The sequence below is a fragment of the Cloacibacterium caeni genome (assembly GCF_907163105.1).
Classification (GTDB): domain Bacteria; phylum Bacteroidota; class Bacteroidia; order Flavobacteriales; family Weeksellaceae; genus Cloacibacterium; species Cloacibacterium caeni_A.
This window is the reverse complement of sequence record NZ_OU015321.1, coordinates 1,845,353-1,870,000: the sequence shown is the minus strand read 5'-3', so window position 1 is coordinate 1,870,000 and position 24,648 is coordinate 1,845,353. Positions and strand designations below refer to the sequence as shown.

Below are 24,648 nucleotides of genomic sequence, written 5' to 3'. Positions count from 1 at the left end.
CAGCTCCGTTTACCATACAAGCTACATTACCGTCTAATTTTACGAAATTAAGACCCGCTTCGCCAGCTTCTACATCCATAGGATCTTCTTCTCTAGTATCTCTTAATGCAGCTAAATCTTTGTGACGGAATAATGAGTTGTCATCTAAAGTTACTTTAGCATCTACCGCTACAATTTTATTGTCTGAAGTTTTAAGAACTGGGTTGATTTCGAATAATGAAGCGTCAATTCCTACATAAGCTTTGTAAAGTGCATCAATGAATTTTACGAATTCTTTAAAAGACTCACCTGATAAACCTAAGTTGAAAGCGATTTTTCTAGCTTGGAAACCTTGTAAACCTAAGGTAGGGTCGATTACTTCTTTGTGAATTAAATGAGGAGTAACTTCTGCTACGTGCTCAATATCCATACCACCTTCGGTAGAATAAACCACAGTATTTTTACCTAAAGCTCTATCTAAAAGTATAGAAACATAAAATTCTTTAGTTTCAGTTTCGCCTGGATAATATACATCTTCTGCAACCAAAACAGAGTTTACCAATTTGCCTTCTGCTGAAGTTTGAGGGGTAACTAATCTCATCCCAATGATGTTCTGAGCATTTTCTTTTAGTTTGTCATAATTTGGTGAAAATTTTACACCGCCACCTTTACCTCTACCACCAGCGTGAACTTGAGCTTTTACTACCCAACCTTCGCTTCCGGTTAATTCTTTTAATTTATCAGCTGCTTCTACAGCTTCCTCTACGTTGTTTGCTACAAAACCACGTTGGATTCTAACGCCGTAAGAAGCTAAAATCTCTTTTGATTGATACTCGTGAAGATTCATAATATTTCTAAAATTTTTATTTAAAAGTTAGTTTTCACAAAAATATAAAAAAAGAGGCAAGTAGAAAGGAAAACCCATCAAGTTTTTTGCCTAATTTTTAATGATAATTTATTTTAAAACTTAGTCTTGGCGAAAACATAGATTAATAAAGCCCAACCTAAAATCATAAACAAACCACCAATTGGAGTGATAGGTCCTAAATATTTAAGATTCGTCTTTAAAACGTCTTGAAAACTCAAGAAATAAATGCTCACTGAGAATAGAAACGTTCCCAAAATAATGAACCAAGCGGTAGTTTTTTCTATTCCTGTTTCAAATTTTAAGAAAAATCCTATGAGGAGAAGGAGTAAAGCATGATACATTTGGTATTTTACACCGGTTTCAAAACTGGTCAATCTTTCTACAGAAAGAACTTTCTTTAAAGCATGCGCACCGAATGCTCCTAAAATTACAGAAGTTAATCCATAAATTGCGCCTATTATTAATGTTAATGTTTTCATTTTATAATTTAAAGTTATATTTAATTGTCTTATTATAAACCAAGAAAAGTAAGAGGCAATCTATATCTTCTTTTTACGGTTCTCCCATTAGATTCTAAAGGTTTATATATGTCTGAAATTGAGTAGAATTTTAAAACAGTGTATAACTTAATTTCTTCATTATCAGTTCCAGTAACAATAGCATCTTTGGTTTGTCCGTCTTCATCTAAAATAAATGTCAATTCCAATCGTAGAGTATTTTCTAGATTTTCGAAGAGAGGGTCTCCCGCTAACAAATCATATAATTTTTTTCTTAATACATCTTCCGAGAAAGTTTCAGGAATTGGTAAAAGAGTATTTTTAGGTGGTGTATATTGTTTCTTATTTTCTTCCGCAACTTTTGCCAATAAAGCTCTTAATTTTTCAATTTTGAATAGTTGATTTTTGCTTATACAATCAGTATATGAATTTTTCAACACTTCAAACTGTTTTAAATATTCTTCATAATCTTTTTGAGATAAATTTTTATCCGATGATTCTTTTGCGATTTCTTGATATTTAGAATTCAATAGCTCAATGTCTTTACCACAATTATTTTTTATCTCAGAATAAATTTTATTTACTTTTACATCTAACGTAAACCTTGTATTTTGAGCGAATGATGTTGCAAAAAAAAGAGTTGCAAAGCCAATAAGATATTTTTTGTAATTCATTTTATAATTTGGATTCATTTACTTCTCAATTTTTCCAATTCTGAAATCACTTCGTGGTGACTTACGGTTTTATCTTTAAAATAGTTGACAAAATATTGTTTTTCCTCTTCTGTAGCGCCAAATTGATTTAAGATATTGAACAAATGCATTTTCATATGTCCTTTTTGGATTCCTGTAGTTACCAAAGAACGAAGAGCAGCAAAATTTTGTGCTAAACCAGAAACCGCCAAAATACTCATCAATTCTTGAGCTGATGGTTTTCCAAGTAATGCTAAAGAAAATTTCACTAAAGGATGAAGATTGGTTAAACCACCAACTACACCAACAGAAATCGGTAAATCTATCCAAAATCTGAAAATTCCGTTGTCTGTAGTACAATGCGTAAGAGATTTGTATTTGCCATCTTTACTTGCATAAGCATGCGCACAAGCTTCTGTAGCACGGAAATCATTTCCTGTAGCGATTACTACAGCATCTATACCGTTCATCACACCTTTATTGTGCGTTGTTGCTCTGTATGGTTCTATTTCTGCAATGGTTACCGCTTGTTTAAATTTCCAAGCGAATTCTTCGTTAGAAATTCCACTGTCATCTTTTAAATCATCAATTTTACAAGAAACTTCTGCTCTTACGATACAATCTGGAGTGAAGTTAGACAGAATATTCATCACAATCTGAAGCGAGTTTTTCTCATCTTCTGAGAAAGCATCAGATTGAGCTACTTCTTCTTTTAACGTTTTTCCGAACTGTTCTAGACAAGAATTGATGAAATTAGCACCCATAGAATCTACCGTGTTGAAACTAGCCTTGAGTTGATAATAATCTGCTAATTCCGAAGTTTTGTCTATGAGTTTAATATAAAATTCCACCACCACGCTTTCTCATGTTTGCGGTAATGTCTTCTGTAGCTTCAAAGAGTTTTTTCTTTAAAGTAAAATTGAAAAAATGCAATAATTTATGCGCTTCTACTTTGAAGATAAAGTGTGTGTGTCCTAATTTCTCGGTGTTAATAATCGTGGTTTTGAAACCGCCTCTTTCTAACCAGAATTTTGCAGATTTAGACGCTGCCGCAACTACAGAACTTTCTTCTACAGCCATTGGTAAAGCCATCAATTTTCCATCAATGAGAAAATTGGGCGCAATTCCGTAAGGCATGTAAAAGTTGGTAATGGTATTTTCTGAGAATTCTTCGTGAAGTTTTTGTAAGTCTGGATTATCGTTCCAATATTGCTGAAGAATTTGTTGGTATTCTTGGTTTCCTTGTAAATATTCGTTTATTAACCAATCAATTTTGTGTTGTTTCGAAAGTTTAGAAAAGCCTTCAATTGGTTTATGATTCATAGAATTGTTTTTTTACCTTCCAAAGATACAAAATTTGATGAAGAAGACTAGAGTAGTGTTTTTACAAATAATAATGATAGTATGTGATAAAAAAAAACAGTTTGAAATTCAAGTAAATAGAGATTTTTTGTAATTTTTTTTGTTTTAGCTATTGCAAATAGAAAAATTTGTATTAAATTTGCACCACCAAAAACGGTATAGACTCATGGTGTAACGGTAGCACTACGGTTTTTGGTACCGTCTGTCGGGGTTCGAATCCCTGTGAGTCTACACTTATTAAGAAACCTTCTGATTTTTCAGGAGGTTTTTTTGTTTCTAAAAATTCTATAAAATTCCAAAAAAATTCTATAATACACTGTTAATGTTATTGTTGAATCTTTGCAATGTAAACATCAAAGATTAAGAAAATGACAACGATAATACATAGTGCAACTACTTCTGGATACAAAATAGTGAATTCTATTTTACAAAATGAATATGTTCAACTATCTGCACAATATTTAACTGCAGATTTTATTATCATGGCATTAATTATTGAATCTAAGAAAATCTTACATAAAATTATCTAACACCAAAAAACTAAACTATGAATAATTTAAAACACATAGAAGATTATTTTATAAAGCTTCATAGAAGTTTTGGTATTTCTGAATTGTCTTACCAGAACAGAAGATTAGAACTAGACGAAAGCAATATGAAACAATTGGTTTTCGCTTCTGAAGCTTTTGATGAGGAATTTGAAAATCTCGTAGATCATTGCTCTATGATTTATGATGAATTACAAAAGGGCTTTTCTTTAAAAATAAGAAAAGATGTGAACAATAATTATTTAGTTAACGTAATTTAAAAAATTTGAAAGTCATGAACATTTTATTATTAATACTCGCAGCCATTTTTATTGGATATTCTATAGAAACCTTCCATGAAAGTAGAACTAAACTGAATATTGTAAAAGTTATCTTATTCTCATTTTTAGTAGCATTTCTCGCTAGTGGAATAAGCGCTTATGTTTTAGATAAAAATCTATTTACAGATTTATTTGACGGAACACTTCTTTTCAGTGGAATTGTAACGTCTATTATAACTACTTATTTTTTGAAATCTATCGTAAGTGAATAAAAATAAAATTCTGTAACAGTTTCAGAAAATCATATAAAACAAAAGATTTCAGTTCTGTGCAACTTTGCAATAACATAAAAACAATATAAAACTTAACACAAAAAATTTAAAATTATGAAAAACGTAAAAAAAGCTATTTTAGGAATAGGAATTTTATCAGCAGGTTTATTAAGCGCACAAAGTGCAGAAATGACAAACATGCTAAAAATTGGAGGAAATGTAGGAATAGCTGCTCCATCTACCAATGCTTCTGCAAATTTAGGTTTAGATGTTGCTTATCAACATTTGGTAACTCCAGGATTTGGATTAGGGATTGCTACAGGTTATAATCACTTCTTCGGAAAAGACAATGATGGAATCGAAAATAATGATTTCGGAGTAGTTCCAGTAGCGGGTTTAATCAGAGTTTATCCTAAACAAACAGGATTTTATTTCGGAACAGATTTAGGATATGCATTTATCACTGGTGATGAAAACGTAACAGCTAATGCTCCTGTTGCAAGACCTGATGGTGGTTTTTATCTAAAACCAGAATTAGGATGGCATAACAGACATTGGAATGTAGCGTTACAATATACCAAAGTATTCACAGGTTCTAAAGGAGACTTACCAGGACAAGATTTTAATGCAGCTTCTCTAGGTTTAGGTGTTGCTTATAATATTCCTTTAGGTGAATAATTTCATCTACAAAAACTAACAGTTAAAAAAAGTAGTTTTCTCTTCATATAGTTTATTATTTAGTTAACTCTCACAAGTACGGATTTATTTGTTATTTGTGAGAGTTTTTTAAGATTTTAGACAAAAACAATGAGAGCTTACTTTTTTTACTAACTTTATAAACTAAATAATAACACAATGAAAATATTTACAAAATTCGACTATAACGCAGTTTGTAAAAAAGTATTAGAAGAAAAATTAGACCAATTAGGTGCTAAATATAGAGTAGTCGCTTTTGGTGAAGTAGAATTTTTAGAAAAAATTTCTGCCGAAAAGATGAAAGAATTCCGTGCAGAATTAGAAGAGTACGGCATTACCATCATCGAAAATCAAAAGACCGTTTTGATTGAAAAAATTAAAGAAGCCATCTTAGAAATGGTTCATTCTGAAGAGCCTATTAATGTAAAAGCTTCTGTTTATCTTACCGATAAACTTAATCATAGTTATGGTTATCTGTCCAATTTATTTTCAGAAGTTACGTTTAGTTCTATAGAGAACTACATCATGATGCAGAAAATAGAACATGCCAAAAATTTAATCATTAAAGACAATCTTACTTTAACTGAAGTGGCTTATCGATTAAATTACAGCAGTGTAGCACATTTAAGTACACAGTTCAAAAATATTACAGGAATTACACCATCTCAGTTCCAGAGAATTATTACCAAACGTAGAGAAATTGCGAATCAAAAATAAATCTAAATAAAAAACTATGCACACAGATTACATTCACATCATCTTAGCAGATGACGACGAAGATGACAGATTATTCTTCACCGATGCTTTTTCTGAACTGAAAATCAATACCAAAGTTCAAACTTATAATGATGGAGTAGAACTCATGAATTATCTTAATTCAGACGATGCGGTTTTACCACAAGTACTTTTCCTAGACTTGAATATGCCTAAAAAGAATGGGATAGAATGTCTCCACGAAATAAAATCCAATAAAAAATTTGATGACATTGCCATTGCTATTTATTCTACCTCATCTTCAGAAGAGCATATAGAAGAAACTTTCGTAAGTGGCGCGAATATTTACATCAAAAAGCCAAATGATTTTGATACCCTTAAAAAAGTTTTATCAGATGTAGTGGCGATTAATTGGCAATACCATACTTCTGGTCTTAATAAAGATAATTTTTTACTGAGAATGTAATTTTATATGAAATTTACGAACAGACCTCTTTTTCTTAAAATTATTTTTGCGATTACCATAGCAATTATACTTTTTATTTCTTCGGTTTCTTACAAACATATTAGAGCATTGCATGATTCTAATGAAATTGTAGAACACACCTATCGTGTTCTGATAAAAATAGAGCATGTTTTTACTAAAATTAAAAATGTAGAAATAGACAGAAGAAACTATTTATTGACTCATGACAAAAAATTACTCCGTCAAATTGAGTTTGATAAATTAGAAATTAAACAAAATCTAGAACAACTCAGAGAAATAACTTCGGATAATCCTTACCATTTTCAAACGACTAAAAAATTAGAATCTTTAATAGAAAAAAAACTGAAAGTAGTAGACGAAGTTTTAGATCCTAACTTTGATTTTAAAGATAATGAGAAAGTTACGGATAATATCTACAGAGGAAAAGTGGTGATGGATGAAATTTCTGCCATTATTAGAAATCTAAGACAATCTGAGACTCATCTTCTAGAAACGAGGTCTTTAAAAAGTGATCAAGTCAATAAATACACACCACTCGTGAATTTATTGACCTTCTTTGTTACAATTGTTCTCTTAATTCTTGCCATTATTAAAATCAATAGAGATTTAAATGAAGCTAATATTAATAATGAAAAATTAATTCTTGCAAATGAAACCGCAAATCTTGCCGAACAAATCGGTAATTACGGAACATGGCAACTTAATGTAGAAACCAAAAAATATACTTTTTCCGAAAATGAATATCGTCTTTTAGGTTATGAGCCTAATTCTTTAGAAGATAATTATGAAGGATTTATGAATAGAATTCATCCTGAAGACTTGTATTACGTACAAGGAATTGTGTCCGATATGATTAATCATGAAACCTTATCACCATTCACATACAGAATCATTAGAAACGATGGTGAGGTAAGATATCTGCGTGCTTCTGGTAAAATGATAAAAAATCTTAGAAACGAAAAAATCTTATTAGGAATTACCAGCGATGTAACAGAAGAGATAGAAAATCAAAAAAATATTTCAGAAAAAAATATAGAATTAGAAAAGAAAAATAGAACTCTTTTCTTGGCCAATGAAACCAATAAAGAAGCAGAAATTGCAGGTAATTACGGTACTGCGCAATGGTTTGTAAAAGATAATAGATTTATATTTTCTGATAATAATTACCGCTTATTTGGTCTAGATCCTAAAGATAAGCCAGAGTTTTCTGATTTATTTAAACAAGTGCATCCAGATGATAAAGCAATGGTAGATGCTAAGCTGGATGAAATGGCAGAAAATAAATCTTTTTATCCATATATCATCAGAATTATTAGAGCAGATAATCAAGAAATCAAATATCTGTCGATTAACAATAAACACATAAGAGATGACAATAATGAAGAATACGTACTCATTATTTCTTTAGATGTCACCGAAATTTTCAAAGCACAGAACACCATTTTAGAGAGAAATAAAGAACTCGAAAAAATCAATAACGAAATGTTACTTTCTAATAAAGCTTTGAAATTTGGTGAAGAAATTGGTGGATATGGCAATTGGAGTTGGAATATTAAAGAAAACACTTGGTATTTTTCTGACAATTTATATAAATTATTAGGAGCGGAACCAAAATCTTTTGAGTCTAATTTAGATAACTATTATAACTATGTACATCCAGAAGATTTACAATATTTTAAAAGTGTAATGGCAAAAATGGAAGAAGAAGAAAATCTTCCAGCATTTACTTATAGAATTTTAAGACCTTCAGGAGAAATTCTTCATGTAAAAGGAGTAGGAACACCTACTTATGATTCTAATGGAAATAAATTTCTGGCAGGAGTTGTAGTTAATATTTCAGAAGAAGTTAAAAGAAGTCATACTCTTCAAAAAGCTTTCGAAGAACTTAAATATTACAATGAGAGCAGCAAAGAGGCAGAAATTATCGGGAAATATGGCTTCTGGAAATGGAATGTAGACAAAACTGAGTTTGAGTTTTCGGATAATATTTTCAGACTTTTTGGAGTGGAAAAAGAAAATTTTGATCCTAAAGTAGATAATTTCATTCCGTATGTATATCCAGAAGATTTAGAGTATGTATTAGAAAATCTAAAAAAATTACAGAATAAAGATAAAAACGCAAAACCTTACGAACATAGAATTGTAAAAAAAGATACTGGCGAAATAAGATACATTAGAGTTTCTAATAAGCCGATTGAAGATTCAGATGAAGGGTTCTATTATCTAATGATTACGCAAGATATTACTGAAGAAGTCAATAAAAATATAGAAACTAATCAAAAAAATAGAGAACTGGAAGCGTCTAACAAAGAATTACAGGCATTCAACTATGTTGCCAGTCATGATTTGCAAGAGCCGTTAAGAAAAATTGAAACGTTTATCTCGAGGTTGGAAGCCAAAGATTACCAAAATCTCACGGAAACTGGTCAACAGTACTTCGACAGAATAAAAGTTGCGGCTGGAAGAATGAGATTGCTCATCAAAGATTTACTACAGTTCTCTAGAACCAATAAATCTGAACAAGTTTTCGAAAAAGCAGACCTTAATGATTTGCTGGAAAATGCAAAACACGAAATTGCAGAACCTATAGAAGAGAAAAAAGCAGTGATTCATACCGCTCATCTTCCGAAAATGAAAGTGATTCCTTTCCAGATTCAGCAGTTGTTTATCAATTTATTAGGGAATTCTATTAAATATTCTAAGCCAGACGTTGCTCCAGAAATCAGAATAGATTACGAAAAAGCATCTTTTGAAAAAGTAGGAAATGTAACTTTCACTGCGAAGAGAATTTTCCACAAGTTTACTTTTACAGATAACGGAATTGGTTTTTCACCAGAATATTCGGATAGAATATTTGAGCTTTTCAGCAGATTACACAATAAAGACGAAATCGCAGGAACTGGAATTGGTTTAGCTATTTGCAAAAAAATTGTAGATAATCACAAAGGCTTCATCTTCGCCGAAGGAAAACCAAATGAAGGAGCCATATTTACCGTCTATTTGCCAGAAGTTTAGATTGAAATTATTACATATTAAAACGCGCTTTTTGAGCGTGTTTTTTTATGCAAATTCTATAACAATAAGCCAATTTTTTGTAATGAGATTGCTGGGCAATTGTCACATCTTTGTCATGTAGAAAGCGAAGAAAATTCTTCAGAAAAGTTGCTCATTTTATTCTACAATATTTTTACTTCTGCTTTTTTAAAAAAAGATTAAAAAATTGAAATTTTATAACATCTTAAAATTCTAAAAATTTTAATTAAAATGATGTAATAAATTGTAAATCAAAATTTTAAATCTTTGTGTTGTTAAAATGAAATAACAAATTTTAATCTTCATTGAAACAGAGAAGTAGCAATTATATAACAAAGCATTAAAATGATGTAACGAGAAAAATAGGTAATTTTTAAAAATTTGCAGATTAAAGAGATGATATAAACGAATTTAAGTTATGAATAAATTTACCTACTTTACAGTAACATTGTTAATAATAATATGGGCAATTGGATTTTTCTTCTTCGAAACAAGTATATTAATTAACATATTATTTGTCTTGGCGCTTTGTATTATGATTTATGAAATTATAAAAGACGATATTAACAATAAACAGTAAAATTATGAACACCACAGCAAAAAGAACATTAGGAGTATTAGGCGCAACAGCAGTAGGCGCAGTAGCAGGAATTTTATTTGCACCAGCAAAAGGAAAAGACACCAGAGCAAAACTGAGAACACAAGCAAAAAATGCTCAGTCTAAAACCAAAGAAACGATGAATCAACTTTCTGAAAAGGCAAAAAGCAAATACAATACGATTTCAAACCAAATTTCAGAAAAAGTACAAGCAAACAAAGAGCAGATTTTATCTTCTGCAAAGAGCGTGACTAAGGAAGTAGATACAGAACTAGATGCTCTTAGATAAACACACAAACACACACCAAATAAATATTAACACTAAATCACAAAATTATGATCAATATTATCGCATGGATTATTTTCGGCTTAATCGCTGGAGCAATCGCAAGATTTTTAAAACCAGGAAATGACGCAGCTGGTTGGATTACTACCATTATCATTGGTATCGTAGGTAGCGTATTAGGAGGCTTTTTAGGAAGAATTTTCTTCGGAGCAGACGTAACAAATGATGTTTTTAGCTTTTATAGCTTAGCCATGTCTGTAGTAGGAGCCATTATCGTACTCTACGCTTATAATGCACTTTCTAGAAAGGCATAAGCCAAACTCACACACATCACATAAACACAAAAACAATAAATTATGAAAAAGTTAGCAACCGCACTATCTATTGGTGCATTCTCACTCGTGTTTTCACAGGGAGTAAATATTTCAAAATTTCACAGAGCTTATATCGCTCAAGACGAAAATAATGTAGCGTTTTTAGTAAAAGCTCCAGAGGATGAGCCTTCTAAAATGCAAGCGAAAATCAAAGCAATTAAAGCTCAAGAAAATGTAGCTCCGTATTCACAAGTTCCCCTTTTACCAGGAACAGAAAGACCAAGTTTCGGACAAAGTAAACAAGATTTTATCGATGCTGTAAATGCTAAAATTGATAAGAACGCAGTTACAGGTTCTGGTACTCAATATACACATGTAACTTTCTTGGTAACAGAAACCGGTAAAATTTCAGACGTGAAAGCTTCAGGAAATAATGAATCTCTGAACTTAGCAACTATTTTAGCGATTTATGACCTCAATCAAGGATTTGTTCCTGCTAAATACAAAGGAAAAAATATGGCTTCTGTAGTTCATATGAATATCCCAGTAGAACTATAATTTAAAAACACCAAAATAAACATAAAAACATAAAATTATGGAAAGATCTAACATCGCTAGAAGATTGCAAACTTTTGCAATGGCTGTAATGGCTACTCTAATCGGAGGATTAGTTTGGGCGCAAGAAAAAGCAGCACAATTAGACGTAGACGTAGACATGAATAAAGGTACGGATATGTCTGGAAACTGGATGCAGAATCCATTAGTTTGGGTAATTGGCGCTCTAGTTCTCATCATTCTAATTGCATTAGTTGCAAGAGGAGGAAATAGTAAATAATTTTTTTATCATCATTTATATTTCTCTTTTTAACCAAAAAAAACTGTATCTTTTTATAAGGTGCAGTTTTTTTTATTTTTAAAGCGTTATTTTTGCAATCTCAAAAAATAACAATTCATTATGCTTTCAGTTCAAGGTCTTGGTCTTCATCATTCGGGAAATTATCTTTTTAGAGATGTAAATTTTACCATCAAAAAAGATGATAAGATAGGTTTGGTAGGGAAAAATGGTGCAGGAAAATCTACACTTCTCAAAATGATTTCCGGCGATATTAACTTCTACGAAGGAAATATTGTTCCAGATGGTAATATTACCATTGGGTTTTTAAAACAAGATTTAGATTTTGTAAAAGGAAGAACCGTTTGGAATGAAACACTTCAAGCTTTCGAGCAAATTAATGCTTGGAAAAAAGAATTGGAAGAGGTAAATCACCAATTAGCAACTAGAACTGATTATGAATCAGATGCTTATCATGATTTAATCCATAAAATGACAGATCTTAATGATTATCTTCATCATCATGATGCGTATAATTTGGAAGGAGATATAGAAAAAGTTTTATTAGGTCTTGGTTTCAAAGCTGCAGATTTTCACAGACTTACCGATGAGTTTTCTGGAGGATGGAGAATGAGAATAGAACTCGCTAAATTATTACTTCAGAATAATGACCTTTTGCTTCTGGATGAACCTACCAATCACTTGGATATGGAATCTATCATCTGGTTAGAAAATTTTTTGAAAGATTATAACGGAGCTATTGTTTTGGTAAGTCACGATAAGCAGTTTATGACTTCGGTTTGTAACAGAACTTTTGATATTAATAATAAGAAAGTTGACGATTATAAAGCCAATTACACCAAATATCTAGAACTTAGAAAAGACAGAAAAGAAAAACTGATTCAAGCGAAGAAAAACCAAGATACAGAAATTAAACAAATGGAAGATAATATCAATCGCTTCCGTGCTTCTGCTTCTAAGGCTTCTTTCGCACAATCTCTCATTAAAAAATTAGAAAAAATTGAGAGAATTGAAGTAGAGAATGAAGACGTTTCTAAGTTTAATATTCGTTTTGTACAAAGTGTAGTGCCAGGAAAAGTGATTTTCGAAGCGCAAAACTTAGGCAAAAAATACGGGAATCATCAGGTTTTTGACCATGTAGATTTCTTTGTTCAGCGTGGTGACAGAATTGCACTTCTCGGACAAAACGGACAAGGAAAAACCACTTTAGCAAAAATTTTAGCAGGTGAAATCAAAGATTATTCAGGTGAATGGAATCTTGGACATAATGTAAACATAGGATATTTTGCGCAGAACCAAGAAGAAGTTCTAAGTCCCGAAAAAACAGTTTTACAAGAAGCAGAAGATGCTGCGACTGAAGAAACCAGAACCAAAGTTCGTGATTTACTGGGAAGTTTCCTTTTCTCTGGTGAAGATGTAACCAAAAAAACAAAAGTGCTTTCTGGAGGCGAAAGAAACAGATTAGCACTTTGTAAATTGTTGCTTCGTCCTTTCAATACTTTGATTATGGACGAACCTACGAACCACTTAGATATTCAATCGAAGGAAATTATCAAGTTGGCGCTGCAGAAATTTGAAGGAACGATTATTGTGATTTCTCACGACAGAGAATTTTTACAAGGATTGTGTGATAAAATTTTCGAGTTCAGAGATGGCAGTATGAAAGAGTTTTTAGGAAATATTAATGAATATCTAGAATATCGCCAAAAAGAATCTCTAAGAGAAATTTCTGCAGAAAAATCTAAATTAAGTCAGGAAGCAGAAATAAAAGCAGAAGAAAAGAAAGAAGCCGCTACTAACGATGCGAAATCTCAGCAAAATGCTAATGCTTTCGTAAGCAAAGAACAAAAGAATCTTCAAAATAAACTCAAAAAAATTGAAGAAAAAATTGCAGACTACGAAAAAGAAATCGCTCAACTAGAAAGTATTTTTGCGAAGTCTAATCCTTCTGATGCAGAACTGAAAAAATATCAAGATTTGCAAGACGAATTAGCTGCTACCATGCAAGAATGGGAAGATGTAGCAGAGAAACTGGGCTAAGATTTTTTACTGTGATTGATAAAAGGAGTGTTGAAAATTAACTGATTGGGAACATAGACGGTTTCGCCGTTTTCTGTTCTCAGTTTGGTAGTGAGCATACTGATGTCTTCTACAGTTCCTTTGATATTACTGATGGTTACTAAATCTCCAATTTGAAAAGTTTTTTCAAAATTTACAGCTGCTCCTGCGAAAATTCCAGAAACTACATCTTTTAATGCAACTCCAGCAATTACACCGGCAATTCCTAAACTGCCGATAAATTTCACCATAAAACTGCCTAGATGCATAATTTCTAAGGCAATGTAAATTCCTAAAGCATAGAGAATATATTTGGCAAATTTGGCCAAAAGAAGAGGTGTGTTTTTGTTAGCGTTTTCAGGGAAAATGCGGTGCAGAATTTTTGTGATAATTCTGATGAGGTATTTGCTTAAAAAAGAAAATGCAATAACGAATACGATTAACAAAACGATATTCGGAACTAAGCTTACGATAATATTCCACCAAGTGGAAAGTTTCTCTTGGATAACCTCTATATTTTTCATAGTTCAAAAATAAAAAAACGGCGAGACAAAATATAAAATATTTTATCCCGCCTAAAAACACAAATGAAAAAATGTTAATTTATTTAGATTATATCTAATTATTTAATAATTACCTAACGAACGTTAAGTTGATTTTTCAATAACTTTTTAATATGTAACATGTATTTAATCAATGAATTATGATTAAAAATCATTTATTTTTTAAAGTTACAAATTATTATTTAATACGCAATAAATTTTGTAAAAAAATATTTTTTCTATAATTAAGCTAATGTCAAAAATAATGCCAAAACTAAACCTATTACAGTGGCAATCATTCCTTTTTTGAAAATTTGAGATTTTGGATTAAACATCCAAAATGATGAGATCACAAAAAAGAATAATGAAATTCCAAAAATCGTATTCAATAAATAAAATTTATGTTTAGAATCTGATTTATGTAATTCTGTCATTTTCTTTAAAACGTAAGGAAGCTCTTTTTTAGTAAATTTTGCTTCTCCTGTTTTCGCATTATAGGTTCCTTCTTTGAAGATGATAAGATTTCCTTTTTGTTCTTTCACTTCGAAACCTTTGATTTTAAGTTCTTTTCCCAATTTATCTGTTGGAATATTCGCTTCTAATTTTTTTTCTATTTTCTTTTCTTTTTTAAGGAAATCTGTGTCTCTGTAGATTAATAATACGCCGCTAATCGCGTAAACTGCCATAATTCCTGCCATAAAATAACCAATGTAGCGGTGTAAAAGTCTCATTGTAGTTCTTGTGCTCTTCATGTTCTAAAAGTATAGTTTATTAAGTTAGTTTAAAAGGTAAAAGTGGAAAACGAGTTCTCCACTTTTTGATTAAATTTGATATGATAGGTTAAAACTTATAATTAAATGTTAAGTAAAAGTTTCTAGGATTGATAGGATTTACAGAGTAATTTTCGTGTACATTGTAATCTACCACATCGAAAATGTTTCCTAATCTTCCTTGAATGTTGAATTTCTTAAATTGATATCCAATAGTGAAATCTACAGTAGTATAATCTCCAATTTCGTACATTCTGTTGGTTTTTGGGTTTCCATTTTTGTCTTTTAGATTATTCCAACCAGCCAATCTTTCTCCTGTGTAGAATGCCGTGAATCCTAATTTTAATCCTTTTACATATTTTGGTAAGGTATAGAAGATAGAAGCGTTCGCAGTATTTGCAGGTGTTTTTACTAATCTTTCTCCTTCTACGAAACTTCCTTCAGAGTCTGGTGTATCTGTGTAAACCATATTGTTATATGCATAACCAGCATTGATTGAGAGATTTGGTGTAGGATTTCCTGTAATGTCTAATTCTATACCGCGGCTTCTGGTAGCTCCCGTCATTTCTTTTATGTTCGTATCACCGTTTATATTCCCGTTTTTATCAAAAGCAGCTGTTTGTGCTAAATTGCTGTTTTCAATTTGATAAGCAGTAATATTAAACGCTAAAGTGTTTTTCCATAAATTTTTCTTTAAACCAATTTCATATTGGTCAATCAAAGAAGAAGGTAATGGTAAATTGTTAATATCTCTACCTGAGTTAGGATTGAAAGAGTTGCTATAACTTGCAAATGTGCTGAAGCTATCATCAATCTGATAAACTAATCCTACTCTTGGAGAAAATGCGCTTTCTTTAGGATTTCCTGAACTTGCTTTATATGTTTTAGTGTTATTCAAATAGTTTTCTACAATGGTGTTTTTGTTTTCTAAGTAAGACCATCTTAGACCAGCAAGAACTTTGAATTTATCTGTAATAGCAATTAAATCTTGAGCATAAATACCCACTCTTCTTGTAGGAATTCTGTTAAGGTCTTTTTGTCTTGAATTAAGCATTTCTCCAGATTTCCATGTATTTTCATCTGATAAAGAAATGTTTCCATTGCTGGTATTTCCATTGGTTCCATAAACAAAGTTATTTCCTGCATCTGCGAAAGTACCGTCTTGTTTTTGCAATTGATAAGCATAAGTGTCTGCTTGTAAATAATCAGCATCTGCACCAACTAAAAGTTTATGGTTTAATTTTCCAGTATTGAACTGACCATTTAAATTAAACTGAAGGCTTCCGTATTTTTGTTCCTGAAGTTGTTTGTTTAAAGTTCTCTTCCAAACGTAATCTCCATTGGTTTGCAAATTCCACTGAATTCTTTCAGTTCCGTAAAAATCCCTGGTATAATCTTGGAAAAATGCAACCGTATTAAAATTCCAATTAGAATTAATTTCGTGATTTAATGTTACTGTAGAAGTAAGCATTTCATTGGTTTGATTTTGCCAAGTTGCACCAGGAAATTTATTGATTCCAAGAAGTGTGTTGAGTTTTGATTCATTAGTGGTTGTGTTTAATACTAACCCGCCTAAACCAAAATCTGGAGTGAAGTGATGTTTAAGATAATCTGCTTCTATGATGATTTGTGTTTTATCTGAAATGTTATAAAGGAAACTTGGATTGAAATAGTGCTTTTCTGATTGTACAATATCTCTGAAACTTTCTTTATTTTCATAGCTTCCGTTTACTCTAAAAGCTGAATTTTTGGTTAATCCGCCATAAATATCGATGGTAGGTTTTATACTGTTCCAGCTTCCATAATTTAAAGCGATATTTCCACCGAAGTTAAAAAGTGGTTTTTTAGTCACCATGTTTACAATTCCGCCAGGAGCTACGTTTCCATAAAGAATTGCAGCACTACCTTTTAAAACTTCTACACGTTCTAGACCAGAAACTTCTGGGAAAATACCAGAGTTTACTCTACTTCCGTTTTTGTAGACATTTTCGTTTCCAAAAGTGTAACCTCTCGCTCCAAAACTGTCTTGAGAAGCACCTCTTGCAGATGTAATATAAACACCGTTTACATTTTTTACTACATCAGAAAGTTGTTGCGCTTGTTGCTGTTCTATAACTTCATGAGTTACGATGGCAATCGCTTGTGGAGTTTCCATTACATCTAGCTGAGATTTTATAGTAGAAACTCTAGCATTATTAGGATTTCCTGTCTTGTGAAGCTTTACATCTTCTATGGTTCTGGTATATAAACTGTCTTTTTTTTGTTGGGCATTTGCTGTAATTGATGCCGCAACTAATAAAAGGGGAAGTATTTGATTTTTCATTTAAATTTATTTAGAATGATTAAAAATAACGATGCAAAAATAAAAATGTAAGTTTAAATCACAAAATTTATTTAGAATAATTTTAAATAAGAATAAAAATATTTTATTTAGTATTGATTTTCAGCTATTTATAAAATATGACTTTTGTCATGTTTCTCTTTTTTACCCCATGTAAAAACCTTAAATTTGCCCTTCACCAATAGGTTTTACTTATGAAATACATTTTTCTATCATTAATATCAGCACTATTATTGTCTATTTCTTGGCCTACTTACGGAATTCCGTTTTTTATATTTTTTGCTTTTGTTCCCTTATTATTAATGGAGCAAGAAATTTCTAAATTTTCAAAAATTCATAAAAAAGGATGGGCAGTTTTTGGTTTGACTTATCTTGCTTTTTTCATTTGGAATGTAGTAACTACAGGTTGGTTATATCACGCTAAAAATCCAGACGGAAATAACTCTCTTTTGGCAGTTGCAATTCCTGTTATTGTCAATTCTTTATTGATGAGTTTGGTTTTTCAACTGTATTATTGGTATAAGAAAGTAAGAGGAACTTATTTTGGGCTAGTATTTTTTGTAGCAATTTGGTTAAGTTTCGAAAGATTTCATCTCAATTGGGAATTTACTTGGCCTTGGCTTAATCTAGGAAATGCGTTTTCAGAATATCCTCAATTGATTCAATGGTACGACACGATTGGCGCAACTGGCGGTAGTTTTTGGATTTTGCTGATTAATGTTTTTGCTTTTTATACATTGAGAATTTGGCAAGCAGGAAGAATAAGAAAAGATTTGGTGAAGAATATTTCTATTTTAGTTGCGATTATTGTTCTGCCTCTTCTGATTTCTATTTATAAATACAATTCTTATCAAGAAAAACCTGTAGGAGAAGTGACTACGCTTTTGCTTCAGCCAAAATTAGATCCTTATACCGAAAAATACAGTAAAGATTCTTTACAGATATTAGGAGAGCTATTGACTTTAGCCGAAGAAAATTCTAAAACAAAAGTAGATTTTTTCATTGCTCCCGAAACTGCATTTCCCGGGAACGGAAGTTTGAGCGAAAATGGTTTTAATAAAAGTACTTCTATTGCAATTGCCAAAGAATTTTTGGGAAAACACCCACAATCTATATTTTTAACAGGAGCTTCTACGCATAAATTTTTGTTTGACGAAGCGGAGACTGAGGAATATTCTACTAAAATTCAAGAAGGAGTTTGGGTAAATTCTTATAATTCTGCATTGCAAATTATTCCAAATCAAGAAGTGGAGGTTTATCACAAAGCGAAATTGGTTCCAGGAGTGGAAATCTTCCCATATATTAGATATCTAAAGCCTATTTTGGGAGATGCGATGCTGGATTTCGGTGGAGCTAATTCATCTCTTGGAATTGATAAAGAAAGAAAAGTTTTCAGCAATAGATTTAACAAAGCAAAGATGGCTCCTATTATCTGTTATGAAAGTATTTATGGAGAATACGTAACCGATTATGTGAAAAATGGTGCGAATCTTCTCGCGATTATGACTAATGATTCTTGGTGGAATAATACTGAAGGTCACAAACAATTGCTTTCTTATGCCAGACTAAGAGCTATAGAAACTAGGAGAGAGATTGTACGTGCTGCCAATAGCGGAATTTCTGCGCATATCAATGCAAGAGGAGATATTCTAGAAGACACCTTTTATGACGATAGAACAGTGCTATTGGTAAAGGCTAATTTGCTCGAAGAAAAATCTATTTACACAAAAATAGGTGATTTAATCTCAAGAATTGCTATATTTGTGCTCGGATTTTTAATTATTTACCACTTCGGAGAAAGAATAGCCTCTAAAAATAATTTATCAAAATTTAGATTAAGTTTTTTTGAAAAAATTACAAATTTATTTGTTTGAAAATTTGTGAGTTCAAAAAAATATCTATAATTTTGCACACTCAAAATACATAGTAGTAAAAAAGAACATCGAGATATGTCAAGAATTTGCCAAATAACAGGTAAGCGTGCAATGGTAGGAAACAACGTTTCTCACGCAAATAACAAAACGAAAAGACGTTTTGAAATTAATTTATTAGAGAAGACATTTTATCTTCCAGAGCAAGAAAAAAGCGTAACATTAAGAGTTTCTGCTCATGGTTTGAGAGTTATCAATAAAATTGGTATCGAGGAGGCGATTGAAAGAGCAACAAGAAACGGATTTTTAAAATAATAAGAAATGGCTAAGAAAGGAAATAGAGTTCAAGTAATTCTTGAGTGCACAGAGCACAAAGAAACAGGTGTGGCTGGAATGTCTAGATACATCACCACAAAAAATAAAAAGAACACTACGGAAAGATTAGAGCTTAAAAAGTACAATCCGGTTCTTAAGAAATATACAGTTCACAAAGAAATCAAGTAATCTTTAAAAATATTAAAAGATGGCAAAGAAAGTTGTTGCAACGCTTCAATCAGGTCAGTCTAAAAAAATGACCAAAGTTGTGAAAATGGTAAAATCTCCTAAGACTGGAGCTTACGTTTTCGAAGAAAAAGTAATGAATGCAGACGATGTAGAAGCTTATTTAAAAAAATAATTCTACGTCTTGTATAAACATATAAAACTACTCAATTTTTTGGGTAGTTTTTTTGTTATCTTTGTGAACCTAAAGTTTTAAAAACAATTTTAACGATTTGGTTTAGAAATCTCAAATCTCAAATGCGGAGCATTCACGAACTCCAAAATTATAATAAAAAATTCGTGAGTAAATCTCAAATCTCAAATCTAATATATGAGTTGGTTTAAAAAAATATTTAAAAAAGAGGAAAAAGAATCTCTAGACAAAGGTTTAGAAAAATCGAGTCAAGGTTTTTTTGATAAAATTTCTAGAGCTGTAATCGGAAAGTCTAAAGTAGATGATGAGGTTCTAGATGAGCTAGAAGAAGTCCTTATTGCTTCTGATGTAGGTGTAAATACCACTGTAAAAATCATCGAAAGGATAGAAGCGCGAGTAGAAAGAGATAAATATGTAAACACGTCTGAATTGGATAAAATTCTTCGTGAAGAAATTTCGGCTTTGCTTTTAGAAAATCCGCATTCTCAAACCAAAAATATTGACGAAACCAAAAAGCCATATGTAATTATGGTAGTTGGAGTAAATGGTGTAGGAAAAACAACTACGATTGGCAAATTGGCAAATCAGTTTAAGTCACAAGGTTTGAAAGTGGTTTTAGGAGCTGGAGATACCTTTAGAGCGGCAGCAGTAGATCAATTGGTGATTTGGAGTGAAAGAGTAGGAGTTCCTATTGTAAAGCAAAATATGGGTTCTGATCCTGCTTCTGTAGCTTTTGACACGGTTCAAAGTGCTGTAGCACAAAACGCAGATGTAGTCATTATAGATACTGCGGGAAGATTGCATAATAAAATCAACTTGATGAATGAGCTTTCTAAAATTAAACGTGTTATGCAGAAGGTTTTGCCAGAAGCGCCACACGAAGTTTTATTGGTTTTAGATGGTTCTACTGGTCAAAACGCTTTTGAACAGGCAAAACAATTTACGGCAGCTACAGAAGTTACCGCTCTTGCAGTGACAAAGCTAGATGGAACTGCGAAAGGAGGTGTAGTTATTGGGATTTCAGACCAGTTTCAGATTCCTGTAAAATACATTGGAGTAGGAGAAAAAATGGAAGATTTGCAATTATTTAATGGTGAAGAATTTGTAGATTCTTTTTTTAAAAAGAGATAAGAAATATACTTTATAAAATTAAAATCGCCGTTTCAAAATTTCTGAATCGGCGATTTCGTTTTAATATGGATGGAAATGTTTTGCTATTTAATCGTAATTTGATAAGGTAGTGCCATTTGTACTCCATTATTCAGTTTCGGATTGGTGATTTTTTGGAAGAGCTCATAGTTTTCTTTTCCTACTTTTTTAGAAATCACTCTTGCTGCGATTTCATCTTCCTCAGTTTGTTTGAAGAATTCTTCTAGCGGACTAGATTTTCTAGGATAACTGTCTAGTGAATAGTCTTTCAATTTTGCTTTGGTAGCAGCATAATTAATTGCTTGTTGAAGCGAGCCTAATTCATCTACTAAACCTAATTGTTTTGCTCTGGTTCCGCTCCAAACTCTACCACCGCCAATTGCGTCAATCTGTTCAAAAGATTTTTTTCTGTTTTGAGTTACAAAATATACAAATCTTTTATAAGTGCTTTCCACGCTTCTGGTTAAAATAGGAATAGTTCCAGGAGCTGCTCCAGAAAGTGGCGAGTAAACTTGCGAATTCGCATTCGTAGAAACAATGTCAGAGCGAATTCCGTTTCTATTGGCTAAATCTTTAAAATTCATAATCATGCCAAAAACGCCGATAGAACCCGTTAAAGTATTAGGTGAAGAATAGATTTTATCAGCAGCCATAGAGATATAATAACCGCCAGAAGCTGCATAATCACCGAAAGAAACTACTAGCGGTTTTTTGAGTTTAAGTTGTTGTAATTCAAATAGGATTTCGTCTGAAGCATTTCCGCTTCCACCAGGTGAATTTACACGTAAAACCACTGCTTTTATATCATCATCTTCTGCTAAATCTTTGATGTATTTTACATATTTTTCAGAGTGAATATTTTGATATTCGTCACCATTGAAAATTTCTCCAGCGGCATAAAGAACTGCAATTTTGTTGTCACTACTTTCTTCTTCGTCTAGTGATTTTATGTATTTATTTACAGAAATTCTGTTGATTTTTTCGTCAGACTTTAACTTGAGTTGTTTTTTAATTAGGTTTTCGTATTCAGATTTCTGTAAAAGTTGGTCTGCTAATTTATTTTTCACGACTAATTCTGGCATAAAACCATACAAACTGTCTACTGCGGTTTTGAAAGTAGCATCATCTAATTTTCTAGAAACCTTAATTTTAGTAGATATATTTCCCCAAATGTCATTAAGAAGTGTAGAAAGTTGTTCTTTATTTTCAGGAGAAATGTCATTTCTGATAAATGGTTCTACTGCAGCTTTGAATTTTCCGTGTCTAATGACATCTACTCCAATTCCGTATTTTGCAGCAAAATCTTTTAAGAAAGTTACTTCTGTAGACATTCCTTTGAGTTCTATCATTCCCACAGGATTGAGGTAAATTTTATCTGCTACTGAAGCTAAATAATAGGATTTTTGTGACATGTTATTTCCGTAAGCATACACGAATTTTCCTGATTTCTTAAAATCTTCGATGGCCGCTCTAATGTCATCAACTTGAGTAATTCCTGCTGGTAAATTGTCAGCTTCTATACTTATGCCTTTTATTTTTTCATCATTTTTAGCATTGTTAATGGCGTTGATCACATCTAATAGCAGTACATCTTTGCTTTTTCCAAAATCGAAAATGCTTTCTTCTTTTTCGGTGTAAGAATCGATAACGTTTCCGTTAAAATTGAGGGTAAGAACAGAATTACTATCTACGTAAGGTTTTTGGTCACTGCTCATCGCACTTGCAACAAAAAACAATACTATAAACCCAAATAAAACTATTCCGATTAAAAGAATGGCTACTATATTTGCAAATACATTTTTTATAAAATCTTTCATAAATTTTTAAAAACTTAATTATTTATTAATATGTCGTTACACTACGTGGTTTTGTTACTCGGTAGCAATTTAGGGGATACAGAGGCTAATTTAAACCTAGCGATTGCAAAAATAGAAAATTGCTTGGGAAAAATTATAAAAACATCAGAAATGATAGAAACTAAAGCAGTAGAGTTTGAAAGTACAAATATTTTTCGTAATATTGCATTAGGCTTAACTACCACACTCTCGCCTTATAGTTTCCTTGCTATGGTGAAAACTATGGAAAAAGAGATGGGAAGAGAGCATGATTCATCTGCAGTAGGAGGTTATATTGATAGGATAATAGATATTGATATTGTAACATTTAACAATATTAATTTTGAATCTAAGAAACTGAAAATCCCTCATCATAAGCATTTATGTGAAAGGGAATTTTCTAAGGCTCTACTAGATAGTTTGAATATAAAATAAAAACACAAATATGAAATTAGGTTTATTAACACTATTGTTATCTTTTCCTAGCTTATTCTTAGCTCAAGATAACAAGGAAAATAGTGTGTATCCCAACACGTTCACCTCTGGCTCTGCTAAAGTGTCAAAATTTGACAACAAAGCTAAAAGGTATAATGATTGGGCTATCACTTTAGGAGGTGGTACATCTATTATGCACCACGGAGATTTAACTTCTCTTAACCAAGATGGTAAAAATTTCGGATGGAATGCTTATGTAGGACTTGCAAAACAAATTAGTGATAAATTTGGGCTAGAACTGCAATACCAAACTGGCAAAACTAAGCAAACTGGCAGAATCATTACCAGACCTTCTTATGGTTTAGGTGTGGCTACTACGAGATACAATCAAGTAAGTTTATTAGGAGACGTAAATTTTTCTAATTTTTTTAGAAGAACAGACAATAAATCACCTTTTAGATGGTCTTTACATGGTTATGCAGGAATTGGATTACAAGGTTATGAGTTCGAAAGAGATGATGATAAGCCTTTGTCTACATTGCCAAACGGAAATACGATAGATGAAAATTATCAAAAATTTAAACAACCTTTTAGAATAGATTCATTCTTTTATCAAGGAGGAGCAGGTGTAAAATATAATCTTTCAAGAAGAATTGATATTGACACCAGAGTGATGTATATTATTTCTGGTGATGATGAATTTGATGGTGGAGGAGAAACGCCAGATGGAGTTTACAATCAAATAAAGAAAAATTTTTCTGATAATATGATTGTAGCCAATGTAGGAGTGACGATAAAATTAGGAAAACATAATACCCATTTATCTTGGTATGACGCCAATAATGAAGCGCTTAGAAAAGTTATAGCTTTAGATGGAAGATCAGTAGAGCCTATCATTTGTGAAAGAGGAGATGCTGATAAAGATGGTGTTTGTGATGATTGGGATCGTGAGCTAGACACACCTTTAGGAGCTAGAGTAGATGGTGCTGGTAAAGCGCTAGATATGGACTTAGATGGTGTAATAGATTTAAATGACGCATGTGTAACCGTTCCTGGATTGGCTAAGAATAAAGGATGTCCTTACTTAGTAGACGAAACTCTAGAAATTATTGAAGAAATTAATAGATTTGAAGGAATTGAATTCGAATTGAATAAAGATATAATCAGAGTTCAGTCTTATGCTAAGTTAGACAATGCTGCAGAAATTATTAAAAAGCTAAATTCTACAGTTAAGTTCTATGTAATCGGTGGTACTGATACTAGAGCGTCTGATAGCTATAACTTTGATTTATCTCAAAGAAGAGCAAATGCAGTGAAGAATTATTTAGTTGGTAAAGGGGTGAATCCAGATATTCTTATTACAGAAGGTAGAGGTGAAAAAGACCTTAAATATCCAGAATGTAACCCTGCTACTAAGTGTCCAGAATGGAAAAATGAAGCCAACAGAAGAGTTTATTTCAAAGCGGCTCAATAATTTTAATCTTTCAATTTAAA

The 24,648-nt window shown here is 31.8% G+C and carries 27 protein-coding genes, 1 tRNA gene and 1 pseudogene (1 of these 29 running past the window's edge); 21 read left to right on the top strand and 8 right to left on the bottom strand.

Going from position 1 to position 24,648, the window contains the following annotated elements:
- From sucC to KKQ76_RS08660, 4 genes and pseudogenes are all read right to left on the bottom strand, one after another.
- A protein-coding gene (sucC, locus tag KKQ76_RS08675; RefSeq protein ID WP_104794440.1) for an ADP-forming succinate--CoA ligase subunit beta crosses the window boundary here: on the bottom strand, window positions 1–826 show its 5' portion. It extends 365 nt beyond the left edge of the window; only the first 826 of its 1,191 coding nucleotides appear in the window; its start codon is at window positions 824–826; the stop codon falls past the left edge of the window.
- 113 nt (window positions 827–939) lie between these two features.
- Complete coding sequence (locus KKQ76_RS08670) at window positions 940–1,326, bottom strand: DUF423 domain-containing protein (RefSeq protein WP_213196780.1); 387 nt, start codon at window positions 1,324–1,326, stop codon at window positions 940–942.
- Between the two features lie 32 nt (window positions 1,327–1,358).
- Entirely contained in the window at window positions 1,359–2,018 is a 660-nt protein-coding gene (locus tag KKQ76_RS08665) for a hypothetical protein (RefSeq protein WP_213196779.1), read from the bottom strand.
- Window positions 2,019–2,032: 14 nt separating this feature from the next.
- Window positions 2,033–3,359 (bottom strand): annotated as a pseudogene (locus KKQ76_RS08660) (hydroxymethylglutaryl-CoA reductase, degradative).
- 199 nt (window positions 3,360–3,558) lie between these two features.
- Here KKQ76_RS08660 and KKQ76_RS08655 point away from each other — a divergent pair.
- The 14 genes from KKQ76_RS08655 to abc-f all read left to right on the top strand — a co-directional run bounded on the left by KKQ76_RS08655 (window position 3,559) and on the right by abc-f (window position 13,499).
- Window positions 3,559–3,629: transfer RNA gene (locus KKQ76_RS08655), tRNA-Gln, on the top strand.
- Window positions 3,630–3,766: 137 nt separating this feature from the next.
- Window positions 3,767–3,928, top strand: a complete 162-nt coding sequence (locus KKQ76_RS08650; RefSeq protein ID WP_213196778.1) for a hypothetical protein — start codon at window positions 3,767–3,769, stop codon at window positions 3,926–3,928.
- 17 nt (window positions 3,929–3,945) lie between these two features.
- A complete protein-coding gene (locus tag KKQ76_RS08645) occupies window positions 3,946–4,206 on the top strand; it encodes a hypothetical protein (RefSeq protein WP_213196777.1) in 261 nt (86 codons plus the stop codon).
- 14 nt (window positions 4,207–4,220) lie between these two features.
- Window positions 4,221–4,478 carry a hypothetical protein gene (locus KKQ76_RS08640; protein WP_069797254.1) on the top strand — a complete coding sequence of 86 codons (258 nt, stop codon included), beginning with the start codon at window positions 4,221–4,223 and terminating at the stop codon, window positions 4,476–4,478.
- A 114-nt stretch (window positions 4,479–4,592) separates the two neighbouring features.
- On the top strand, window positions 4,593–5,156 hold the full coding sequence (locus tag KKQ76_RS08635) for a hypothetical protein (protein WP_213196776.1): 564 nt from the start codon (window positions 4,593–4,595) through the stop codon (window positions 5,154–5,156).
- 177 nt (window positions 5,157–5,333) lie between these two features.
- Entirely contained in the window at window positions 5,334–5,891 is a 558-nt protein-coding gene (locus KKQ76_RS08630; protein WP_213196775.1) for a helix-turn-helix domain-containing protein, read from the top strand.
- 16 nt (window positions 5,892–5,907) lie between these two features.
- Window positions 5,908–6,354 (top strand): response regulator, encoded by a 447-nt coding sequence (locus KKQ76_RS08625; RefSeq protein ID WP_213196774.1) that lies wholly within the window; start codon window positions 5,908–5,910, stop codon window positions 6,352–6,354.
- Between the two features lie 6 nt (window positions 6,355–6,360).
- Window positions 6,361–9,390, top strand: a complete 3,030-nt coding sequence (locus tag KKQ76_RS08620) for a PAS domain-containing protein (protein WP_213196773.1) — start codon at window positions 6,361–6,363, stop codon at window positions 9,388–9,390.
- Window positions 9,391–9,826: 436 nt separating this feature from the next.
- Window positions 9,827–9,988, top strand: coding sequence for a lmo0937 family membrane protein (locus KKQ76_RS12815; RefSeq protein WP_104794433.1), 162 nt, complete (start codon window positions 9,827–9,829; stop codon window positions 9,986–9,988).
- A gap of 4 nt (window positions 9,989–9,992) precedes the next feature.
- Window positions 9,993–10,295, top strand: coding sequence for a YtxH domain-containing protein (locus tag KKQ76_RS08610; RefSeq protein WP_213196772.1), 303 nt, complete (start codon window positions 9,993–9,995; stop codon window positions 10,293–10,295).
- A 47-nt stretch (window positions 10,296–10,342) separates the two neighbouring features.
- On the top strand, window positions 10,343–10,606 hold the full coding sequence (locus KKQ76_RS08605; RefSeq protein WP_246501373.1) for a GlsB/YeaQ/YmgE family stress response membrane protein: 264 nt from the start codon (window positions 10,343–10,345) through the stop codon (window positions 10,604–10,606).
- Window positions 10,607–10,648: 42 nt separating this feature from the next.
- Window positions 10,649–11,164: a hypothetical protein gene (locus KKQ76_RS08600; RefSeq protein ID WP_213196771.1), complete on the top strand. Its 516-nt coding sequence runs from the start codon at window positions 10,649–10,651 to the stop codon at window positions 11,162–11,164.
- 37 nt (window positions 11,165–11,201) lie between these two features.
- Window positions 11,202–11,441: a hypothetical protein gene (locus tag KKQ76_RS08595; RefSeq protein WP_213196770.1), complete on the top strand. Its 240-nt coding sequence runs from the start codon at window positions 11,202–11,204 to the stop codon at window positions 11,439–11,441.
- A gap of 120 nt (window positions 11,442–11,561) precedes the next feature.
- Complete coding sequence (gene abc-f / locus KKQ76_RS08590) at window positions 11,562–13,499, top strand: ribosomal protection-like ABC-F family protein (protein WP_213196769.1); 1,938 nt, start codon at window positions 11,562–11,564, stop codon at window positions 13,497–13,499.
- On the opposite strand, the gene KKQ76_RS08585 is transcribed toward abc-f, so the two are convergent.
- From KKQ76_RS08585 to KKQ76_RS08575, 3 genes are all read right to left on the bottom strand, one after another.
- The gene (locus KKQ76_RS08585; protein WP_213196768.1) at window positions 13,496–14,041 is read right to left on the bottom strand and encodes a mechanosensitive ion channel family protein; all 546 of its coding nucleotides are present in this window, start codon (window positions 14,039–14,041) and stop codon (window positions 13,496–13,498) included. The two genes, abc-f and KKQ76_RS08585, sit on opposite strands and share 4 nt — an antisense overlap.
- Before the next feature lie 263 nt (window positions 14,042–14,304).
- Entirely contained in the window at window positions 14,305–14,811 is a 507-nt protein-coding gene (locus tag KKQ76_RS08580) for a hypothetical protein (RefSeq protein WP_213196767.1), read from the bottom strand.
- 88 nt (window positions 14,812–14,899) lie between these two features.
- Window positions 14,900–17,152, bottom strand: coding sequence for a TonB-dependent siderophore receptor (locus tag KKQ76_RS08575; RefSeq protein ID WP_213196766.1), 2,253 nt, complete (start codon window positions 17,150–17,152; stop codon window positions 14,900–14,902).
- Between the two features lie 212 nt (window positions 17,153–17,364).
- Here KKQ76_RS08575 and lnt point away from each other — a divergent pair, with 212 nt between their 5' ends.
- The 5 genes from lnt to ftsY all read left to right on the top strand — a co-directional run bounded on the left by lnt (window position 17,365) and on the right by ftsY (window position 20,866).
- Window positions 17,365–19,044: an apolipoprotein N-acyltransferase gene (gene lnt / locus KKQ76_RS08570; protein WP_213196765.1), complete on the top strand. Its 1,680-nt coding sequence runs from the start codon at window positions 17,365–17,367 to the stop codon at window positions 19,042–19,044.
- 75 nt (window positions 19,045–19,119) lie between these two features.
- The gene (rpmB, locus tag KKQ76_RS08565; protein ID WP_069797241.1) at window positions 19,120–19,356 is read left to right on the top strand and encodes a 50S ribosomal protein L28; all 237 of its coding nucleotides are present in this window, start codon (window positions 19,120–19,122) and stop codon (window positions 19,354–19,356) included.
- 6 nt (window positions 19,357–19,362) lie between these two features.
- On the top strand, window positions 19,363–19,545 hold the full coding sequence (rpmG, locus tag KKQ76_RS08560) for a 50S ribosomal protein L33 (RefSeq protein WP_039341297.1): 183 nt from the start codon (window positions 19,363–19,365) through the stop codon (window positions 19,543–19,545).
- 19 nt (window positions 19,546–19,564) lie between these two features.
- Window positions 19,565–19,717 (top strand): DUF4295 domain-containing protein, encoded by a 153-nt coding sequence (locus KKQ76_RS08555; RefSeq protein ID WP_069797240.1) that lies wholly within the window; start codon window positions 19,565–19,567, stop codon window positions 19,715–19,717.
- A 195-nt stretch (window positions 19,718–19,912) separates the two neighbouring features.
- Window positions 19,913–20,866, top strand: a complete 954-nt coding sequence (gene ftsY / locus KKQ76_RS08550) for a signal recognition particle-docking protein FtsY (protein ID WP_213196764.1) — start codon at window positions 19,913–19,915, stop codon at window positions 20,864–20,866.
- A gap of 83 nt (window positions 20,867–20,949) precedes the next feature.
- Here the strand turns inward: ftsY and sppA are convergent, their stop codons facing one another.
- Window positions 20,950–22,701: a signal peptide peptidase SppA gene (gene sppA, locus KKQ76_RS08545; RefSeq protein WP_213196763.1), complete on the bottom strand. Its 1,752-nt coding sequence runs from the start codon at window positions 22,699–22,701 to the stop codon at window positions 20,950–20,952.
- Between the two features lie 45 nt (window positions 22,702–22,746).
- On the opposite strand from sppA, the gene folK reads away from it, so the two are divergent.
- Both folK and KKQ76_RS08535 read left to right on the top strand, forming a co-directional pair.
- The gene (gene folK, locus KKQ76_RS08540) at window positions 22,747–23,154 is read left to right on the top strand and encodes a 2-amino-4-hydroxy-6-hydroxymethyldihydropteridine diphosphokinase (protein ID WP_246501416.1); all 408 of its coding nucleotides are present in this window, start codon (window positions 22,747–22,749) and stop codon (window positions 23,152–23,154) included.
- Between the two features lie 10 nt (window positions 23,155–23,164).
- Complete coding sequence (locus KKQ76_RS08535; RefSeq protein WP_213196761.1) at window positions 23,165–24,628, top strand: OmpA family protein; 1,464 nt, start codon at window positions 23,165–23,167, stop codon at window positions 24,626–24,628.
- Window positions 24,629–24,648 lie beyond the last annotated feature (20 nt).

Bases quoted from the DNA above. Each gene is read 5' to 3' on its own strand.
- KKQ76_RS08670 (WP_213196780.1), bottom strand. From the start codon at position 1,326: ATGAAAACATTAACATTAATAATAGGCGCAATTTATGGATTAACTTCT.
- KKQ76_RS08665 (WP_213196779.1), bottom strand. From the start codon at position 2,018: ATGAATTACAAAAAATATCTTATTGGCTTTGCAACTCTTTTTTTTGCA.
- KKQ76_RS08650 (WP_213196778.1), top strand. From the start codon at position 3,767: ATGACAACGATAATACATAGTGCAACTACTTCTGGATACAAAATAGTG.
- KKQ76_RS08645 (WP_213196777.1), top strand. From the start codon at position 3,946: ATGAATAATTTAAAACACATAGAAGATTATTTTATAAAGCTTCATAGA.
- KKQ76_RS08640 (WP_069797254.1), top strand. From the start codon at position 4,221: ATGAACATTTTATTATTAATACTCGCAGCCATTTTTATTGGATATTCT.
- KKQ76_RS08635 (WP_213196776.1), top strand. From the start codon at position 4,593: ATGAAAAACGTAAAAAAAGCTATTTTAGGAATAGGAATTTTATCAGCA.
- KKQ76_RS08630 (WP_213196775.1), top strand. From the start codon at position 5,334: ATGAAAATATTTACAAAATTCGACTATAACGCAGTTTGTAAAAAAGTA.
- KKQ76_RS08625 (WP_213196774.1), top strand. From the start codon at position 5,908: ATGCACACAGATTACATTCACATCATCTTAGCAGATGACGACGAAGAT.
- KKQ76_RS08620 (WP_213196773.1), top strand. From the start codon at position 6,361: ATGAAATTTACGAACAGACCTCTTTTTCTTAAAATTATTTTTGCGATT.
- KKQ76_RS12815 (WP_104794433.1), top strand. From the start codon at position 9,827: ATGAATAAATTTACCTACTTTACAGTAACATTGTTAATAATAATATGG.
- KKQ76_RS08610 (WP_213196772.1), top strand. From the start codon at position 9,993: ATGAACACCACAGCAAAAAGAACATTAGGAGTATTAGGCGCAACAGCA.
- KKQ76_RS08605 (WP_246501373.1), top strand. From the start codon at position 10,343: ATGATCAATATTATCGCATGGATTATTTTCGGCTTAATCGCTGGAGCA.
- KKQ76_RS08600 (WP_213196771.1), top strand. From the start codon at position 10,649: ATGAAAAAGTTAGCAACCGCACTATCTATTGGTGCATTCTCACTCGTG.
- KKQ76_RS08595 (WP_213196770.1), top strand. From the start codon at position 11,202: ATGGAAAGATCTAACATCGCTAGAAGATTGCAAACTTTTGCAATGGCT.
- abc-f (WP_213196769.1), top strand. From the start codon at position 11,562: ATGCTTTCAGTTCAAGGTCTTGGTCTTCATCATTCGGGAAATTATCTT.
- KKQ76_RS08585 (WP_213196768.1), bottom strand. From the start codon at position 14,041: ATGAAAAATATAGAGGTTATCCAAGAGAAACTTTCCACTTGGTGGAAT.
- KKQ76_RS08580 (WP_213196767.1), bottom strand. From the start codon at position 14,811: ATGAAGAGCACAAGAACTACAATGAGACTTTTACACCGCTACATTGGT.
- KKQ76_RS08575 (WP_213196766.1), bottom strand. From the start codon at position 17,152: ATGAAAAATCAAATACTTCCCCTTTTATTAGTTGCGGCATCAATTACA.
- lnt (WP_213196765.1), top strand. From the start codon at position 17,365: ATGAAATACATTTTTCTATCATTAATATCAGCACTATTATTGTCTATT.
- rpmB (WP_069797241.1), top strand. From the start codon at position 19,120: ATGTCAAGAATTTGCCAAATAACAGGTAAGCGTGCAATGGTAGGAAAC.
- rpmG (WP_039341297.1), top strand. From the start codon at position 19,363: ATGGCTAAGAAAGGAAATAGAGTTCAAGTAATTCTTGAGTGCACAGAG.
- KKQ76_RS08555 (WP_069797240.1), top strand. From the start codon at position 19,565: ATGGCAAAGAAAGTTGTTGCAACGCTTCAATCAGGTCAGTCTAAAAAA.
- ftsY (WP_213196764.1), top strand. From the start codon at position 19,913: ATGAGTTGGTTTAAAAAAATATTTAAAAAAGAGGAAAAAGAATCTCTA.
- sppA (WP_213196763.1), bottom strand. From the start codon at position 22,701: ATGAAAGATTTTATAAAAAATGTATTTGCAAATATAGTAGCCATTCTT.
- KKQ76_RS08535 (WP_213196761.1), top strand. From the start codon at position 23,165: ATGAAATTAGGTTTATTAACACTATTGTTATCTTTTCCTAGCTTATTC.